21 protein-coding genes are annotated in these 15,550 nt (G+C 60.6%); 9 read left to right on the plus strand and 12 right to left on the minus strand.

Translation table 11 applies throughout. The features are described from left to right. Positions 1 to 124: 124 nt before the first annotated feature. Genes PSH78_RS08720 through PSH78_RS08730 form a run of 3 tightly spaced genes read right to left on the minus strand, consistent with a single transcriptional unit; the run spans position 125 to position 1,172 of the window. Complete coding sequence (locus PSH78_RS08720) at positions 125 to 469, minus strand: hypothetical protein (protein WP_305499798.1); 345 nt, start codon at positions 467 to 469, stop codon at positions 125 to 127. After that, positions 466 to 855 carry a phage holin family protein gene (locus tag PSH78_RS08725; protein ID WP_305499799.1) on the minus strand — a complete coding sequence of 130 codons (390 nt, stop codon included), beginning with the start codon at positions 853 to 855 and terminating at the stop codon, positions 466 to 468. The genes PSH78_RS08720 and PSH78_RS08725 overlap by 4 nt, the downstream gene beginning before the upstream one ends. A gap of 2 nt (positions 856 to 857) precedes the next feature. Beyond that, entirely contained in the window at positions 858 to 1,172 is a 315-nt protein-coding gene (locus tag PSH78_RS08730) for a YqjD family protein (RefSeq protein WP_305499800.1), read from the minus strand. A 327-nt stretch (positions 1,173 to 1,499) separates the two neighbouring features. Between PSH78_RS08730 and PSH78_RS08735 the strand changes: the two genes are divergently transcribed. Next, complete coding sequence (locus PSH78_RS08735; protein WP_305499801.1) at positions 1,500 to 2,708, plus strand: ammonium transporter; 1,209 nt, start codon at positions 1,500 to 1,502, stop codon at positions 2,706 to 2,708. 8 nt (positions 2,709 to 2,716) lie between these two features. Here the strand turns inward: PSH78_RS08735 and PSH78_RS08740 are convergent, their stop codons facing one another. Beyond that, the gene (locus PSH78_RS08740) at positions 2,717 to 4,429 is read right to left on the minus strand and encodes a monovalent cation:proton antiporter-2 (CPA2) family protein (RefSeq protein ID WP_305499802.1); all 1,713 of its coding nucleotides are present in this window, start codon (positions 4,427 to 4,429) and stop codon (positions 2,717 to 2,719) included. Between the two features lie 190 nt (positions 4,430 to 4,619). Between PSH78_RS08740 and PSH78_RS08745 the strand changes: the two genes are divergently transcribed. From PSH78_RS08745 to PSH78_RS08755, 3 genes are all read left to right on the plus strand, one after another. Next, positions 4,620 to 4,859: a glutaredoxin family protein gene (locus PSH78_RS08745; protein WP_305499803.1), complete on the plus strand. Its 240-nt coding sequence runs from the start codon at positions 4,620 to 4,622 to the stop codon at positions 4,857 to 4,859. Between the two features lie 91 nt (positions 4,860 to 4,950). After that, a complete protein-coding gene (locus PSH78_RS08750) occupies positions 4,951 to 5,271 on the plus strand; it encodes a transcriptional regulator (RefSeq protein ID WP_305499804.1) in 321 nt (106 codons plus the stop codon). A 71-nt stretch (positions 5,272 to 5,342) separates the two neighbouring features. Beyond that, complete coding sequence (locus tag PSH78_RS08755; RefSeq protein WP_305499805.1) at positions 5,343 to 6,233, plus strand: pseudouridine synthase; 891 nt, start codon at positions 5,343 to 5,345, stop codon at positions 6,231 to 6,233. A 77-nt stretch (positions 6,234 to 6,310) separates the two neighbouring features. Here the strand turns inward: PSH78_RS08755 and PSH78_RS08760 are convergent, their stop codons facing one another. Further along, positions 6,311 to 6,532 carry a YgdI/YgdR family lipoprotein gene (locus PSH78_RS08760; protein ID WP_025212647.1) on the minus strand — a complete coding sequence of 74 codons (222 nt, stop codon included), beginning with the start codon at positions 6,530 to 6,532 and terminating at the stop codon, positions 6,311 to 6,313. A gap of 75 nt (positions 6,533 to 6,607) precedes the next feature. Further along, positions 6,608 to 7,210 (minus strand): molybdenum cofactor guanylyltransferase MobA, encoded by a 603-nt coding sequence (mobA, locus tag PSH78_RS08765; protein WP_305499808.1) that lies wholly within the window; start codon positions 7,208 to 7,210, stop codon positions 6,608 to 6,610. Between the two features lie 78 nt (positions 7,211 to 7,288). Here mobA and moaB point away from each other — a divergent pair, with 78 nt between their 5' ends. Both moaB and glp read left to right on the plus strand, forming a co-directional pair. Next, on the plus strand, positions 7,289 to 7,828 hold the full coding sequence (moaB, locus tag PSH78_RS08770) for a molybdenum cofactor biosynthesis protein B (RefSeq protein ID WP_305499810.1): 540 nt from the start codon (positions 7,289 to 7,291) through the stop codon (positions 7,826 to 7,828). 22 nt (positions 7,829 to 7,850) lie between these two features. Continuing rightward, positions 7,851 to 9,038, plus strand: a complete 1,188-nt coding sequence (glp, locus tag PSH78_RS08775; protein ID WP_305501209.1) for a gephyrin-like molybdotransferase Glp — start codon at positions 7,851 to 7,853, stop codon at positions 9,036 to 9,038. 51 nt (positions 9,039 to 9,089) lie between these two features. On the opposite strand, the gene PSH78_RS08780 is transcribed toward glp, so the two are convergent. Together PSH78_RS08780 and PSH78_RS08785 are read right to left on the minus strand one after the other, a co-directional pair. Next, positions 9,090 to 9,398, minus strand: a complete 309-nt coding sequence (locus PSH78_RS08780; protein WP_305499812.1) for a hypothetical protein — start codon at positions 9,396 to 9,398, stop codon at positions 9,090 to 9,092. Between the two features lie 111 nt (positions 9,399 to 9,509). After that, positions 9,510 to 9,704 carry a hypothetical protein gene (locus PSH78_RS08785; protein WP_305499813.1) on the minus strand — a complete coding sequence of 65 codons (195 nt, stop codon included), beginning with the start codon at positions 9,702 to 9,704 and terminating at the stop codon, positions 9,510 to 9,512. 30 nt (positions 9,705 to 9,734) lie between these two features. On the opposite strand from PSH78_RS08785, the gene yegS reads away from it, so the two are divergent. Continuing rightward, positions 9,735 to 10,652, plus strand: coding sequence for a lipid kinase YegS (yegS, locus tag PSH78_RS08790; protein ID WP_305499814.1), 918 nt, complete (start codon positions 9,735 to 9,737; stop codon positions 10,650 to 10,652). Here yegS and PSH78_RS08795 read toward each other — a convergent pair. From PSH78_RS08795 to PSH78_RS08805, 3 genes are all read right to left on the minus strand, one after another. After that, complete coding sequence (locus PSH78_RS08795) at positions 10,636 to 11,295, minus strand: response regulator transcription factor (protein ID WP_305499816.1); 660 nt, start codon at positions 11,293 to 11,295, stop codon at positions 10,636 to 10,638. The two genes, yegS and PSH78_RS08795, sit on opposite strands and share 17 nt — an antisense overlap. After that, positions 11,292 to 12,185 carry a sensor histidine kinase gene (locus PSH78_RS08800; RefSeq protein ID WP_305501210.1) on the minus strand — a complete coding sequence of 298 codons (894 nt, stop codon included), beginning with the start codon at positions 12,183 to 12,185 and terminating at the stop codon, positions 11,292 to 11,294. Before PSH78_RS08800 ends, PSH78_RS08795 begins: the two co-directional genes overlap by 4 nt. A gap of 233 nt (positions 12,186 to 12,418) precedes the next feature. After that, positions 12,419 to 12,889 (minus strand): hypothetical protein, encoded by a 471-nt coding sequence (locus PSH78_RS08805; RefSeq protein WP_305499818.1) that lies wholly within the window; start codon positions 12,887 to 12,889, stop codon positions 12,419 to 12,421. A 461-nt stretch (positions 12,890 to 13,350) separates the two neighbouring features. Here PSH78_RS08805 and PSH78_RS08810 point away from each other — a divergent pair, with 461 nt between their 5' ends. Next, entirely contained in the window at positions 13,351 to 14,274 is a 924-nt protein-coding gene (locus PSH78_RS08810) for a chemotaxis protein CheV (RefSeq protein ID WP_214999118.1), read from the plus strand. 72 nt (positions 14,275 to 14,346) lie between these two features. Then, positions 14,347 to 15,156, plus strand: a complete 810-nt coding sequence (locus PSH78_RS08815; protein ID WP_305499823.1) for an MOSC domain-containing protein — start codon at positions 14,347 to 14,349, stop codon at positions 15,154 to 15,156. Positions 15,157 to 15,257: 101 nt separating this feature from the next. Here the strand turns inward: PSH78_RS08815 and PSH78_RS08820 are convergent, their stop codons facing one another. After that, positions 15,258 to 15,542 carry a pyrimidine/purine nucleoside phosphorylase gene (locus PSH78_RS08820; RefSeq protein WP_003183665.1) on the minus strand — a complete coding sequence of 95 codons (285 nt, stop codon included), beginning with the start codon at positions 15,540 to 15,542 and terminating at the stop codon, positions 15,258 to 15,260. Between the last annotated feature and the right edge of the window lie 8 nt (positions 15,543 to 15,550).

Consider the following 15,550-nt stretch of genomic DNA (forward strand, 5'->3'; position numbering starts at 1 on the left):
GGTTCGGGACGCGTCCTGCAAGGGTTGCAGGCCTCGACCTGTTGTACCCGGGTGTTGCACGGACGGGTCAATCGGGCCGTTCCAATGGAAAGGCCCTTTCAGGGTCGGTCCGCGGAGACGGCCGTCAGGGTTTGCGTACAGTCTTGGCCAGCTTGATCAGCGGCAGCAGCGCGGTTGCCAGCCGGATCAGTCGCGAGAAGCCACCTGGGCGCCCTGAGCGTCCGCTTCGGGTCCGCTTGCCGCCGAGGAAGCCGAGCAAGGACACGGCGGCCACGCCCCAGAGTGACGCATGCTTCAGGCCGAAGCCCTCGTGCCAGCTTTGCGTAAAGCCGCGCACCCGTTGCAGCGGGTGCAGCAGTTGCCGGGTTTCCTGACGAATTTCCTGGCGGTGCATCTCCATGCGCAGGCGCACCAGCGCCTTGCGCATCTCCTGCCGGGTACGGGCTTGGGGAATATCGGGCCGACTCATGGCAACAGGCGCTCCCGGTCGTTGGCGAGTTCTTCGAGGGTGGCGTGGAAAGGCGAGGATTCATCGAAAATCGCTGCCTTGAGCCGAAGCCCACAAAACAACGCCGCCAGCAGATAAAACAGGCAGAGGCCGATGATTCCCGCCAGGCGATAGGTATCCCACACCAGGATCAGCACCAGTGCAGACAGCCCGACCAGCAGCAACAAACCGAAAACCAGCGCAAGCCCGGCAAACAGCAACAGGCTGACGGTGCGGGCCTTCTGCTCCTGCAATTCGATGCCGAACAATTCGACATGACTGTGCAGCAAGCCGAGGAATGCCGCGCCCAGGCGCCGCGCGGTAGGCTTCGTGCCCGATTCGGGCGAGCCGGATTCGTCGATGCCCATCATTAGCGCCGTGTCGCCAGCAGTCCGATCAAAAAGCCCACGCCCGCAGCGATGCCGACCGATTGCCAAGGATTGGCCTGCACATATTCTTCGGTGGCAATCACAGCAGCCTGACCGCGCTCGCGTACCGAGTCTTCGGTCAGCTTGAGGGTTTCACGGGCGCGCAACAGGGTTTCGTGGATCTGGCTGCGCAATTCGTCAGCCTGATCACCCGCCAGGGTCGCCGTGTGGTCCAGCAACCGTTCGGTGTCCTTGACCAGCGTCTGGAAGTCTTCCTTCAAGGTTTCTTGAGCAGTCTTTGCCTGGGTTCTGGCCATTGGTGCATCTCCGTAAGTGACGTCTGAAGCGTTCGAGTATGAGCCTTGCCGGAAGGTTCAGTGAAACTGCTGGTACAACTTTTGCTCTGGCATCCGCCATGTACTGGTGCGTCAGCATGCGCCTGTGCGCTGAAGCTGGGCAAAAGCCCGCAAAACCTTAACCCAAATAATCAAAACCCGCGAAGCACCACGCTGCGCAACGACGTGACAGCGGTTTTCGTGCACCAAAGCGGCTCGCAGGGGCGCGAGGCGTTTCAACTTGGTGCGTCGGGCGCTCGATTGAACCGCTTTGGTGCCATTTCAACTTTCTTCAGGTCTGCCAACACCATGGAAAATCTGCAAAGCGCCGTGGACAGTCTGGTCCACAGCTCCAACACGCTGTTCATCCTGCTCGGTGCGGTCATGGTTCTGGCCATGCACGCCGGCTTCGCGTTCCTTGAAGTAGGCACCGTCCGGCAAAAGAATCAGGTCAATGCGTTGTCGAAGATCCTCAGCGATTTCGCAGTGTCGACCTTGGCCTATTTCTTCATAGGCTACTGGATTTCCTACGGCGTGACATTTTTGCAGCCAGCGGCGGTGCTCAGCGCCGACCACGGCTACAGCCTGGTGAAGTTTTTCTTCCTGCTGACCTTTGCCGCCGCGATCCCGGCCATTATTTCCGGAGGAATCGCCGAGCGTGCCCGGTTCGTACCGCAGTTGTGCGCCACGGTGCTGATCGTAGCGTTCATCTACCCGTTTTTCGAAGGCCTGGTCTGGAATGGCAACTACGGCCTGCAAGCCTGGCTGCAAGCCCGTTTCGGCGCCAGTTTCCATGACTTCGCCGGCTCCGTGGTCGTGCATGCCATGGGCGGCTGGCTGGCATTGGCCGCGGTACTGTTGCTCGGGCCGCGCAATGGTCGCTACCGGGACGGGCGCCTGGTGGCGTTCGCGCCTTCGAGCATCCCGTTCCTGGCGTTGGGCTCGTGGATTCTTATTGTCGGCTGGTTCGGTTTTAACGTGATGAGTGCCCAGACGTTGCCTGGAGTCAGCGGGTTGGTGGCGGTCAACTCGTTGATGGCAATGGTCGGCGGGACCGTGGCGGCCTTGATCATCGGGCGCAACGACCCCGGCTTCCTGCATAACGGCCCGTTGGCCGGGTTGGTGGCGGTCTGTGCCGGTTCCGACTTGATGCATCCGGTGGGTGCGCTGGCGACCGGAGCCATCGCGGGCGGGCTGTTTGTCTGGTGTTTCACCGCGGCGCAGGGCAAGTGGAAAATCGATGACGTGCTCGGGGTCTGGCCCCTTCATGGCCTGTGCGGCGTCTGGGGTGGCATTGCCTGCGGCATTTTCGGCCAGCAAGCCTTGGGTGGCCTGGGCGGCGTCAGCCTGGTCAGCCAACTGGTCGGTACTGCGTTGGGCGTCGTCATTGCCCTGGTCGGCGGATTCGCGGTTTATGGCGCGATCAAGTTCGTGCTGGGCGTGCGGCTGACCCAGGAAGAGGAGTACTACGGCGCCGATCTGTCGATCCACAAGATCGGTGCCGTCAGTCAGGACTGAGTGCTGCGCTACGGTTCCTTGTCCTGGTTGCCGGGATAGAACCCGTGCAGCAGGCCATAGCGTTCGTGACGAACCTGGTCCACATGCTGCCGGACCCGCTGCTCCGGCAGCCCGAGCATGACCAGCGCGTGAGAGGCGAGCATCAGGCTCGATTCAAGTAGTTCCGGGACCACTTCGGTCGCTCCGGCGGCCTGCAGTTCGGCCAGTTGGCTGTCGTCTCGAGTGCGCACCAGGATCGGTACCTGCGAATTGACGCGTCGGGCTGCCCTGAGCACGGTCAGCGCGATGTCCGTCTTGTCGACCGCAATGACCAGCAGCCGGGCGCGGCTCAGTCCGACGGCGGCCAGCAGGTCTGCCCGGCGTGAGTCCCCGTAATGTACGCAGCGCTCATCGACCGTGGCTTCCTGAATGATCACCGGGTCGTCGTCGAGGGCGACAAAGGCCAGGCCTTCGCGGCGCAGGAACCGCCCGATGGACTGGCCCACCCGACCATACCCGCAGATCACCACATGACCCGACAAGCCTGCATTGAGTTCGCTGATCTGGTCCAGTTGTGCTTCCTGGTTGGGTTTGCGGTGCAGGCGCGCGGCAATCCCCGGCGCTGCACGCAGCAAAAGCGGGGTCAGCAGCATCGAGCAGAATGTCGCGGCCAACAGCAGGCCGCCGATGTCGGCGGGCATCAGGCGGTTCTGCTGCATCAATGCCATCAGGGCAAAACAGAACTCGCCACCTTGAGCCAGGGCCAGGCCGCTGCGCCACGCGGTTTCACCGTCACTGCCGCGCCACTTGACCAGAGCGGCGACCACGCAGCCCTTGATGATCATCAAGCCGAGGGTCAAGCCGAGTATCTGCAGGCCATCGTCGATGAACAGTCGAAGGTCGATCAGCATGCCGATGCTGACGAAAAACAGCCCCAGCAGGATGTCGCGGAACGGACGTATATCGGCCTCGATCTGGTGCCGGTAATGGCTTTCTCCCAGCAGCATGCCGGCCAGGAATGCCCCCAGGGCCGGTGACAGGCCGAGCAGGTGCGTCAGCCATGCGGTGAGCAGTACGATCACCAGCGCCAGCAGCACGAAAAGTTCGGCGGACCGGGACGCGGCTACTTCATGGAACAGTCGGGGCAGCAGCCAGCGGCTGGCGAGCAGCAGGCCGCCGAACAGCAACAGAGTCTTGCCCAGGGTCAGGGGCAGCGCCCAGTACCAGGCGTACTCGCTGCTGCCGGCAAAGACCGGCACCAGGGTCAACAGCAATACAGCAATGACATCCTGGAACAGCAGCACACCGATAGCGTTCTGGCCGTGACTGCTGAAAATTTCTCCCAGGCTGGTCAGCTCCTTGCTGACGATGGCCGTGGACGACAGCGCCAGCCCGGCGCCCAGGAGCAGTGCCGCCAGCGCCGGGGCACCGCAGGCCACCAGCACGCCACCCAGCAGCACCCCAGAACATACCACCTGCAAACTGCCGAGGCCGAACACCACCCGGCGCAGTTCGAGCATCTTCGACAACGAGAATTCCAGCCCCAGCGAGAACAGCAGGAAGACCACGCCGAGCTCGGCCAGATCCGGCAATTCCTCGCTGTCGTTTACCCAGTCCAGGGCAGTGGGGCCGACCGCCAGCCCGACGCAGAGGTAGCCGAGCACCGGTGGCAGGCGCAATCGCCTGAACAGGGCGATGACTACCAGGGACGAGGCTAGGATGATCAGCAGGTTGGCGAACAAGAGGAACTCCGTTTCAAGACGCTGACATCCAGCTTAGGAGAGAAAATACGTCGAGCATTGCCGAAAAGACATTTGAGCTCAATGATTTGCGTCAGCGTTTTACCTGAAACATGATGAGCCACGGCAGGCCGCTCGACGGCCACGTGGAGCGAGCCTAGAATGATCGTCTATTTTTTCGGGTCTACCTGCCATGTCGCCTGAATGCCAGTTGTTCGGCACCCTGGGGTGCCACCTGTGTGAAGTTGCCGAGGGCGTGCTGATGCCTTTCGTCGAGCATGGCCTCTTGGTAGAACTGGTGGATATCACCGAAAGCGAGGCCTTGTTCGAAGCCTATGGTTTACGCATCCCCGTGCTCCGTCGGATCGATACAGGGGCAGAGCTGGATTGGCCCTTCGATGACTCCGATCGGGTTGCCGCGTTTCTGCGTTGATACCTTCCATCGCCTGGGTCCATTCACCGCCATTGGCGAAATGACATTCTTCGGTTACTGTATGCCCATACAGCTATCCGGAGTGCGTCCCTTGGTCAATGTCGAACAATTGAAAAACAGCGTGAACAGGATGTCCGCGGACGTTGTGCGCGAGGCGGTCCTGGAGTTGCGCCTGGATGGTCTGGTAACCGAAGGCAAGACACCCTTCAACAAGCTGCATTTCAACACCTGTTTTGCCGAGATCGAAGCGTTGTTCCAGCGTGCCGGTTACCACAAGCAATTGGACGTGGTGGGTTACCAGGGGTTGTTGTATGCATTGTACGACCCGGGACGTTGGGAGGCAGTCGAGGTGCTGCGCTGGTTGAAGGAGTTCACCGAGGCAGCGGAAAAATCGACATCAATTAGCGCATGAGCCAATCAGCACTGTGCCGGCTTGTGCGAGTGGCGGATAATACCGGCCCCGTAAACGCTCAAGAGCCTTCAATGTCCGGTTCATCATTTTCCGCCGCGCACCATCAGGCCAGCACACTGTACTTGCCGCCTGGCTCCTGGCAGACGGTGCTGGAATGTCTTTGCGAGCATTTCAGCACGATCAGCCGCGAGCAGTGGCTGGATCGGATTGCCCGGGGGCGAGTGTTGGACGGGGAGGGGCGGGCGATCGGTGTTGACCTGCCTTATCGCGAAGGCATGCGGATCCACTATTTTCGCGAAGTGCCCGATGAAAAACCGATCCCGGTGGTGGAGTCGATTCTCTACGTCGACGAGCATCTGGTGGTGGCGGACAAACCGCATTTCCTGCCTGTCACGCCGGCGGGAGAATACGTGGAGGAGACGTTGCTGCGCCGTTTGATCCGGCGCCTGGATAACCCCCATCTGGTGCCCTTGCACCGTATTGATCGGCACACGGCCGGGCTGGTCTTGTTCTCAGCCAATCCGCAGACGCGTTCGGTTTATCAATCGTTGTTTCCGACGCGGCGAATCGAAAAAAGTTATGAAGCCATTGCCCCCGCACTGCCCGGAGTGGCTTTTCCGTGTGTGCACAGAAGCCGGATGATCGACGGCGAGCCTTTTTTCCGGATGCAGGAGGGGCCAGGCGAGCCCAATACCGAGACGGCCATGGAAGTGCTTGAGATGAACGGCGACCTGTGGCGGTACGGCCTGTATCCGGTTACCGGGAAAAAGCACCAGCTGCGGGTGCATATGAGTGCCTTGGGGGCTGGCATCTGCAACGATCCGTTTTATCCCGATGTGATTAGGGATCCCCAGGATGACTATGCCAACCCGCTCAAGCTGTTGGCCAAGAGATTGGGTTTCATCGATCCGATCACGGGTCAGCAGCGGGTCTTCGAGAGTGATATTGCCCTGCGCTGGTAGCCATCCCACTTTCCGCCAGGCATTAAAAAGCCCGCAATGCTTGCGGGCTTTTTTCTATCTGGCTGTAACGCTGAAGATCACAGGTCTTTAACGGTACGAACCTGGTCCTTGTTCACGCGAGTCTGCTTGCCGTCCAGTTGCTCGAATTCGTAGAAGCCGCTGTCTTCGTCGTATTTTGGCGTGTCGACGGCCTGGATTTCGCGACCGTCATTCAGGGTAATCACTGTTGGCGATGCACACCCGGCGAGAGTGGCGAGGCCCAGCGCGAGCATGAAAGTGGCGAGGGTCCGTTGAGTCATGGTGTTTCTCCGAAATGGATTCTTCAAGTTACTGACCGTAAGACGTATACATCGCATGTAAGTTCCTGGCTAGTGTCAATCTGACACGCCTGTATGCCGGGCCAGCAGTTCCGGCGTATTGAGATTGGCCAGCCGGGCATCGTTGGCCGGGCATTGCAAGGCGACGGCGTACAGCGTACGCATGATGCGGCCGGGACTGCGTTCGCCTTCGTCCCAGGCCCTTTCAAAGTCTGCCGCCAAGGCCCGTGGGATAACGCATAACAACGGCTCCCAATGTTCACCCTGACGCACCATCACTGGCCTGCCGGGATGACGGCACGCCGTTTCGCGCATGTTGTCGAGCAGGCTTGAGTCGATTTGCGGAACATCACAAGGCAGTACCAGCACATACGCATGCTGCGCCACCTTGAGGCCCGCCCGGATGCCTGCCAGCGGCCCGGGAAAACCCTCCTCATCGTCATGAACCAACTGGTCGGCATACAATGCGTAGCGCTCCGGGTTGCGGTTGCAAGAGATGATCAGATCGTCGCTCAGGGCCCGGGTCCGCCGATGAAGGTGGGCAATCAACGGTTCGCCTTGCCATTCCAGCAGGCCTTTGTCCTGGCCTCCCATGCGTTGTCCGCGGCCACCCGCCAGGAGCAGGATCGAGCAGGCTGGCAAGGGATCGTTCGAGGTCATGATGTGTCTCCGCACAGGCGAAAAAATGGGGCGCTGTGATATAACACCGGGCTGTTTCCCCTACAACTGGACGAGCCTATGAAAGCCAAGGCTGATGTACCTTTCGTACCGCTCAATATCGCGGTGCTGACTGTCAGTGATACCCGTACTCTGGAAACCGACACGTCGGGACAGGTTTTTGTCGACCGCCTCACGGAGGCTGGGCATAACCTTGCGGCCCGGGTACTGCTTAAAGATGATCTGTACAAGATCCGCGCACAAGTCGCCACCTGGATCGCCGAGGACGTGATGCAAGTGGTGTTGATCACCGGTGGCACCGGTTTCACCGGTCGCGACAGCACGCCCGAGGCCGTGACGTGCCTGTTGGACAAGCAGGTCGATGGTTTTGGTGAATTGTTCCGGCAGATATCCGTGGCGGACATTGGCACTTCTACCGTTCAGTCCCGGGCGCTGGCCGGCCTGGCCAACGGTACGTTGGTCTGTTGCTTGCCGGGTTCGACCAATGCGGTGCGCACCGGATGGGACGGGATCCTGGCCGAACAACTGGATGCGCGCCATCGGCCGTGTAATTTCGTCGCCCATCTGAAACAGGCTGCCCCTTGTGAATCCCGTGGGTAAACCGGGCAAGGCCGGCGCCCTGATGGCCGTCGAGGTCGCGCTGGAGCGGTTGCTCGAGATGGCGGCAGCCACGCCCATCACTCAGCATGAGCGCGTGCCGCTGGCTGAGGCGCAGGGGCGAGTATTGGCCGAGGACCTGGTCTCGACACTTGACCTGCCGCCCTGGCCCAACAGTGCGATGGACGGCTACGCCTTGCGCCTGAATGACTGGAGCGGCGAGGCGTTGGTCGTCAGTCAGCGGGTTTTCGCCGGGCAGGCTCCAGACGCTCTCGCCGCGGGTACCTGCGCGCGTATCTTCACGGGGGCGCCGGTCCCGCCGGGTGCCGATTGCGTCGAGATGCAGGAGAATGCGATTGTCGAAGATGACCAGCGGGTAAGGTTCACCCAGCCCATGGTCAGCGGACAGAACATTCGACCTCAAGGGCAGGAAACAACCATCGGGGAGCGAGTCCTCGACGCCGGCACCCGCCTGGGTCCGATCGAGTTGGGCCTCGCGGCATCCCTGGGGTGCGCATCGCTGCCAGTGGTGCGCAAAGTACGCGTTGCGGTGCTGTCGACCGGCGACGAACTGGTGGAGCCGGGTCAGAACCTGGGTCCAGGCCAGATCTATAACAGCAATCGTGTCCTGCTCTGCAGCTGGTTGCAGCGCCTGGGTTGCGATGTTGTCGACGCAGGTATCCTGCCCGATGATTTGCCCGCTACGCGTCGCTGTCTGGCCGGGCTATCGGATGTCGACCTGATCCTTTCCACCGGCGGCGTATCGGTGGGGGAGGCGGATTTTCTCGGCGTTGCATTGCGCGAAGAAGGCGAATTGACGCTCTGGAAGCTCGCTATCAAGCCTGGAAAGCCGCTGACGTTCGGGCACTTCCGTGGTCTGCCGGTAATAGGCCTGCCGGGAAATCCCGCTTCTACACTGGTGACCTTTGCACTGTTGGCTCGGCCTTACCTGTTGCGGCGCCAGGGCGTTCAGTCAGTGGCGCCCCTCAAGTTCAAGATACCTGCAGGCTTCACCTGGCCGAAGGCGGGCTCTCGCCGAGAGTACTTGCGAGGTCGCATTGAAAACGGTCAGGCGATCATCTACCGCAACCAGAGCTCAGGTGTCCTGCGCAGCGCCGCCTGGGCCGAGGGACTGGTAGAAGTCCTCGAAGGGCGAACACTGGCCCAGGGTGATGAAGTGAGCTTCATTCCCTTGAGCGAAGTGCTGGATTAATCCTGGCAACGTTGTCCGCGCCGAGCGAGTAACCGTGCCTTATGCCGGCCTTCATCGCGACAGCAACGTCACCACCTGATCGAAGCGGCTGTTCGCTACCCAGCCCAGCAGGCCGACCACCACCGCGGCTGCGCCGGCCAGATAGGCGAGCCGGTGTCGGACCGCTTTCACATCGGTACGGATTTCATCCATGTCCCTGCGGATGTATTTGAGGTGGGTTTCCAGTTCAACGACGCGCGGTTCCAAATCAATTCCTCCTACGGGATTAATGCAACTTTTGCCTTCGTTTTGCTTATCGGCCCGCTCGCTCCTGAGCGGGCCAAATTGCCGGGGGGACAATTTGAATTCATGGCCGGGCATGAGGCGTTCCTCCGCTGTGTCCATGAGCCTTCAAATGATCGGTCCTGCCCCTGCGGGCCTTGATGTATCCATCCATGGGTTATTCATCCTTGTCTATTGGGTTTTTTCGGTTCAGCGCAACAGAATGCCAAGGTGTTCCAATACGGCTAGAGGGTCAATTGAGCTGATTCGCCAGATCTTGTAGGAAAAGTCCTTGAATGAAGGGTTGCCGAGAAGCGGCAGTCCGCCGCCTCCTTCGAGGTGCCGGGTCTTATTTTGAATAAATTGAGCAGCGCCGGGCTTTTTCGGCTGAATGAGCGGTCCCATTTCCTGAACCTTCCAATGACGGAGACAACGATGAGCAAAGGCAAGGCGCTACTGATCCTGCACGGCAAGCAAGCGCTCAACGAAGAGGTTCGCGCGGCAGTGATGCTCAAGCGCAAACAGGGCTGGGACCTGGCGGTACGGTTGACCTGGGAAGCTGGGGATGCCCGGCGATGCGTCGACGAAGCACTGGATGCCGGTTACACCCGATTGATCGCCGGCGGCGGTGACGGAACCCTGCGCGATATCGCCGAGGCGATGGTCCAGCGGCCTGGCGATGCCAGCCTGGTATTGCTCCCCCTGGGCACTGCCAACGATTTTGCCCGGGCGGCCGGCGTTCCACTGGAGCCGGACCAGGCCCTGGAGCTGCTGGATGTCACGCCCAGGGCGATTGATGTGGGCGAGGTCGGCGGCTGTATTTTCCTGAACATGGCGACGGGCGGCTTTGGTAGCCAGGTGACCGCCAATACCTCCGAGGACTTGAAGAAAGTCCTGGGAGGCGCCGCTTATCTGTTTACCGGCCTGTCGCGTTTCAGTGAGTTGAGCGCAGCCTATGGCGAACTGCAGGGTCCCGATTTCCACTGGCGCGGCGACTTGCTGGCGCTGGGCATCGGCAATGGTCGGCAGGCGGGTGGGGGGCATTTGCTCTGTCCGCAGGCGTTCGCCGACGACGGTTTGCTCGATATCAGCATCCTCCCGGCGCCTCAAGAGGTTGTCAGTACGCTCAAGGATCTGCTGGCCGGTGGCCTGGGCATAGACAACATGTTCGTACGAGCGCGTTTGCCCTGGGTGGAAATCAAGGTGGCGCAGGGCCTGGACATCAATCTGGATGGCGAGCCGTTGCAGGTCGACGATCTACGTTTCACCGTGCGCCCGAAAGCGCTGCGGGTGCACCTGCCGTCGGATTCGCCATTGCTGGAGGGTGCGGCGCTGCTCAATCATCCAGGCTGATAATCTGCTCGCGAACCGCAAACAGTACCAGTCCGGCCACGTCGTGGATCTGCAGGCGCTTCATGATCTGGGCCCGGTGCGTTTCCACGGTCTTGATGCTCAGGCTCAGGCCGTTGGCGATTTCCCGGGTGGACTTGCCACGAACGATCAGCCGCAGGATCTCCAGCTGGCGCGCCGTCAGGTTGTGGTTCTGGGCTGGATCGGGCTGATGTTTCTGAACGCGGGTCAGCGCCTGGTTGATCACGGTATGGGCGATGGCCGGGCTCAGGTAGCGCTCGTTGTTGCGCAACGCGTCCAGGGCGTGCGCCAGCTCGGTGGCAGTGGTGTCCTTGAGCAGGTAGCCATGGGCTCCTGACTCCAGCGCCTGCATGATCAGCGCGGGGTCAGTGTGCATGGACAGGATCAGCACCTTGCTCTGGGGGCGTACCTTCCTGAGTTGCTGCAAGGCTTCCAGGCCGCCGGTATCCTTCATGGAAATATCCAGCAGCACGATATCGGGGTTGAGGCGTTCCACCAGTTCCGGCAGTTGCGCGCCGTCACTGGCTTCGCCGACGACGGCGTAGCCAGGGAGATCCAGGACCAGGGCGCGTACACCGGCCCGGATCAGCGAGTGGTCATCTACCAGAAGCAAATTACAAGTCAATGGAGAACCTTATTCTTGCTGGCCCGCTCAAGGGCACGCGGTGCCCAGGGAATACGAGCTTCGATATGCGTGCCTTTGCCGGCCTCGCTGGTGATCTTGAGGGTGCCGCCCAACTGTTCGACTCGCTCCGACATGCCGGCCATGCCGCGCTGTCCTTCGCGGCCGGGGTGGCTGGCCGGGACGAATCCCCGGCCGTCATCGCTGATCAGCAACGTCAGCCCTTCAGGAAGACGTTGCAGGCGCACCAGCAGATTGCTCGCCTGGGCGTGGCGCAACATGTTGGTGACGGCTTCCTGAGTGATCCGAAAGGCGGCCACGGTCATTTCGTCCGGGATGCCGGTCATGCGCTGCTGGCAATCGAGGCTCCATTTCACCGGCGTATTGGCCAATGTCTTGAGTAGATGAGCGCGGAGACTGGCTTCCAGCCCGAGGCTGGTCAGTTGCCTGGGATTGAGGATCGCCGAGACATCACGCACTTTGTTCAGGGTTTCGTCCAGCGTGTCGCTCAGTACGCTGCATTGGCCCTGCAAGTCTTCCGGCAGGCGGCGCTTGAGCCATTCACTTTGCAGTTTTGCCGCGGTCAGCAGTTGGCCAATGTCGTCGTGCAGTTCGCGGCTGAGCCGGTGACGCTCGTTTTCCTGGACCTCCAGCAGTCGGTCAGCCAGTTCCTGCGGCTGGAACTTGATGGACTTGCGCGAGAGTCGATAGTGGATCCAGACACAGGCCAGCGCCGCGCCATTGAGCACCAGCAAGCCCAGCGGCAGCGGATGGGCCAACAAGTAGGCCAGCAGGCAACCGAGGGTCGAGCAGATACACAGCAGCAATGTGAACCGGCGGGCGTTTTCTCGGGACGGTGGCCAGGTAATGATTGACTTGAAGCTGGCGTGCATAGCGGATGGAGCCAATGAATGTTCGCTGCGGGCAGGCCAGTCAGCGCATCTGACGGGCCGGGTCGGGTAAACGTTTCAGGTCGGGGACGGCTTCGGTTGGCGGCTTCTTGCGCCGCTGTCCGAGGCGACTGACGCGAGACATAGTACCACTTCGGATTTGGTTGGTCGCGCCCGGCTTGGCGGCGGCAAAGCACGACGGGCCAGGCACAGGGGGTTGGTCGGCTGCTACCAGCTCATGCCTGTTTTTGTGCGTAAGGAACCAACGCCATCGGACGCGGCGTCGGCAACGCCTCGCAGGGACTCTGGCCGACCTGGAAGGCAAATGCTTCGATCAGGGAAGTCTGTTCAGTGTTGTCCAGACTCAGTTTGCCGGTGGTGTGGTCGACGAGCTCCAACTGCCAGGCCATCAGGGTAAAACAATCCTTCAGCGCGACCAGTGCCTGGTCGTGCAGCTCCATGTGGTGTTGCGCATGACTGAGCAAGCCATGGATATGCAGCGAAAACTCCGAAACGGCCTCCAATGCGAGAGCGTCGGCCTTGTTTGCCAGCTTCAGCAACGTGCTGAGCATGCAGTCGATGGCATCCTTGTCGTTGTTGATCAGCTCCAGATGGCTCAGGCATTCCTCCGACTTGGCCAAGAGGGTCTCGGCTTCAATCAGGAACTCGGGAAGGCGCTGGCTCCAATTGTTGCGATCGTTCGGCATGCTTATCTCCACAACATCATGTCAGGCGAAAGTAGATCGCGTGTGGCGAACGGCTGGATCTCATGGCCGGTACGAACGAAGGTGCCTTGCGGATCGCAAACTCGGCCTCGCAAACGATTGCACTGAAATCGGTTGGGAGGCTGGAAATCCGTTGTTCTGCAGTCGCGCACAAAAGCCTGACTCCGTTCAGCAATGAGAATGGCGTCACATTAATGGCTATTGGATATCGGGAATATCAGGTTAGACCTGATTGTGCCTAGGGGAATCCCTTAGGCAGGGGAACTTACTGCGTCAACGGAAGTCGCGCAGCGGAAAAAACGGATGTAAAACGGAAGGCCAGTAAAGCATGATGTCGATGTGACATCAATGCCCGCGGCGGTATTTAATGTCGGGGTCAAGATCCGGCGCATACCGCCGATAGCGTCTTTACAGATTCATCCGAACAAGCCCAGGAGTCATCGATGGCCGGCATTCTCGACACAGTAGATCAACGAACCCAATTGGTGGGTGAGAATCGCCTGGAAATTCTCATGTTTCGCCTGGCGGGGCGCCAATTGTTCGCCATCAACGTATTCAAGGTCCAGGAAGTACTGCAACTGCCGAAGCTGACCTTGATGCCCCAGCGCCACCCGTTCGTCTGCGGCGTGGTCAATCTGCGCGGCCAGACCCTTCCGGTGATCGATCTTTCCCAGGCCATCGGCATGCGTCCGCTCGTGCCGGGACCTAACAGCACCATCATCGTCACCGAGTACAACCGTTCGGTACAGGCGTTCCTGGTAGGGGGCGTGGACCGCATCGTCAACATGAACTGGGAGGCCATCCTGCCGCCTCCGACCAGTGCCGGTCGCGAGCATTACCTGACGGCTATCAGCAAGGTCGACGACCAGTTGGTGGAAATCATCGACGTGGAGAAAGTCCTCGCCGAAATCGTCCCCTACAACGCCAAGGTCTCACGGGACAAGCTCGAGGATCCGGTGCTGGAACGAGCCCGCGGTCGAGAGGTCCTGCTGGTGGATGATTCCAATGTCGCGCTCTCGCAGTTGCGTGACACCCTGGGCCAGTTGGGCGTGAAGATGCACATCGCCAGCGACGGCTTGAAGGCACTGAACATGCTCAAGGCCTGGGCCGACACCGGCGAAGTGATGACCGACAAGTTGCTGATGATTTTCACCGATGCGGAAATGCCCGAGATGGACGGCTACCGCCTGACCACGGAAATCCGCAACGATCCACGCCTGCGTGGGCTCTACGTGGTGCTGCATACCTCGCTGTCGGGCAGCTTCAACGATTCGATGGTCAAGAAGGTTGGCTGTGACAACTTCCTTTCCAAATTCCAGCCGGACAAGCTGGTCGACGTGGTGCGCCAGCGGTTGATGCTCGGCTGAGGCTGATCGAGGTTTGCTTCACCGGCTCGCTCGTATAAGGTTGCGCTTTTTCGTCACCAGGGAAAGTTGATCATGTTGCGGCTGAGCGCGCTGTATCGGTATCCGTTGAAGTCCGGCAAGGGGCAGCCGCTGCAGGGCATCGGCCTGGACAAGCTCGGGCTCGACGGTGATCGACGCTGGATGCTGGTGGATGAGGCCACCGGGCGCTTCCTGACCCAGCGGGCCGTGGCAAAGATGAGCCAGCTTTCGGCGTTGTGGGACGCGGCGGGCGGACTGACACTCAGCGCGCCGGGTTACGGTGCCATCGAGGTGGCGCTGCCGCCTTCTCTCGAAGAACAACGGCGTGGCGTGATCATCTGGCGCGATACTCTGCGTGTGCCGGATGCCGGTGACGCGGCGGCTGCCTGGGTCAGTGAATTCATCGGCAATCGCACCCGGCTGGTCCATGTGCCGGTGGAATTGGCTCGCACCACGGCAGCCGGCTACGGCAAGGATGACGACAAGGTGGCCTTCGCCGACGGTTTTCCCTTGTTGTTGATCGGCCAGGCCTCGTTGGAGGATTTGTCCAACAGGGTCGGCCGCTCGCTGGAAATGCTGCGCTTTCGTCCCAACCTGGTGATCGAGGGCAGCGAGGCGTTCGCCGAAGACGGCTGGAAGCGTCTTCGTATCGGCGAGGTAGAGTTCCGGGTGGTCAAGCCGTGTTCACGCTGCATCATGACCACGGTCGATCCGCAGACTGGCGAACGCGATCCGCAGCGCGAGCCTTTCGCCACGTTGCAGCAGTACCGTTCTACCCCGGATGGTGCGATGTTCGGCCAGAATCTGGTCAACGATGGCAATGGCCGACTTGAGGTCGGCATGCCGGTCGAAGTGCTGGAATAGAAGATCCCTGAATAAAAATGCCCGTGTCGCTGGACACGGGCATTTTTATTGATCACGCAGGTGCTTTTGTGGCCAGAGAGCAAGCTCCCTCGCCACGGGGCTCAGCCGCGATATTCGCAGAGGTAAGCCGTGTCGACGGCAACCTTGAGCTGGAACTTGCTGTTGGCCGGGACGTTGAACTGGCTACCGGCGGCGAAGGTTTCCCAATCGGTGCTGTCGGGCAGTTTCACGGTCAGGGCGCCGGAAACGACATGCATGATTTCCCGCTGCGCAGTGCCGAACTCATATTCGCCCGGTGCCATGACGCCGATGGTCGCTGGACCTTCGGCAGTGCCGAAGGCGATCGACTTGACGGTGCCGTCGAAGTACTCGTTGACTTTGAACATGGGCGATT

This window comes from Pseudomonas sp. FP198 (assembly GCF_030687895.1).
Classification (GTDB): Bacteria; Pseudomonadota; Gammaproteobacteria; order Pseudomonadales; family Pseudomonadaceae; genus Aquipseudomonas.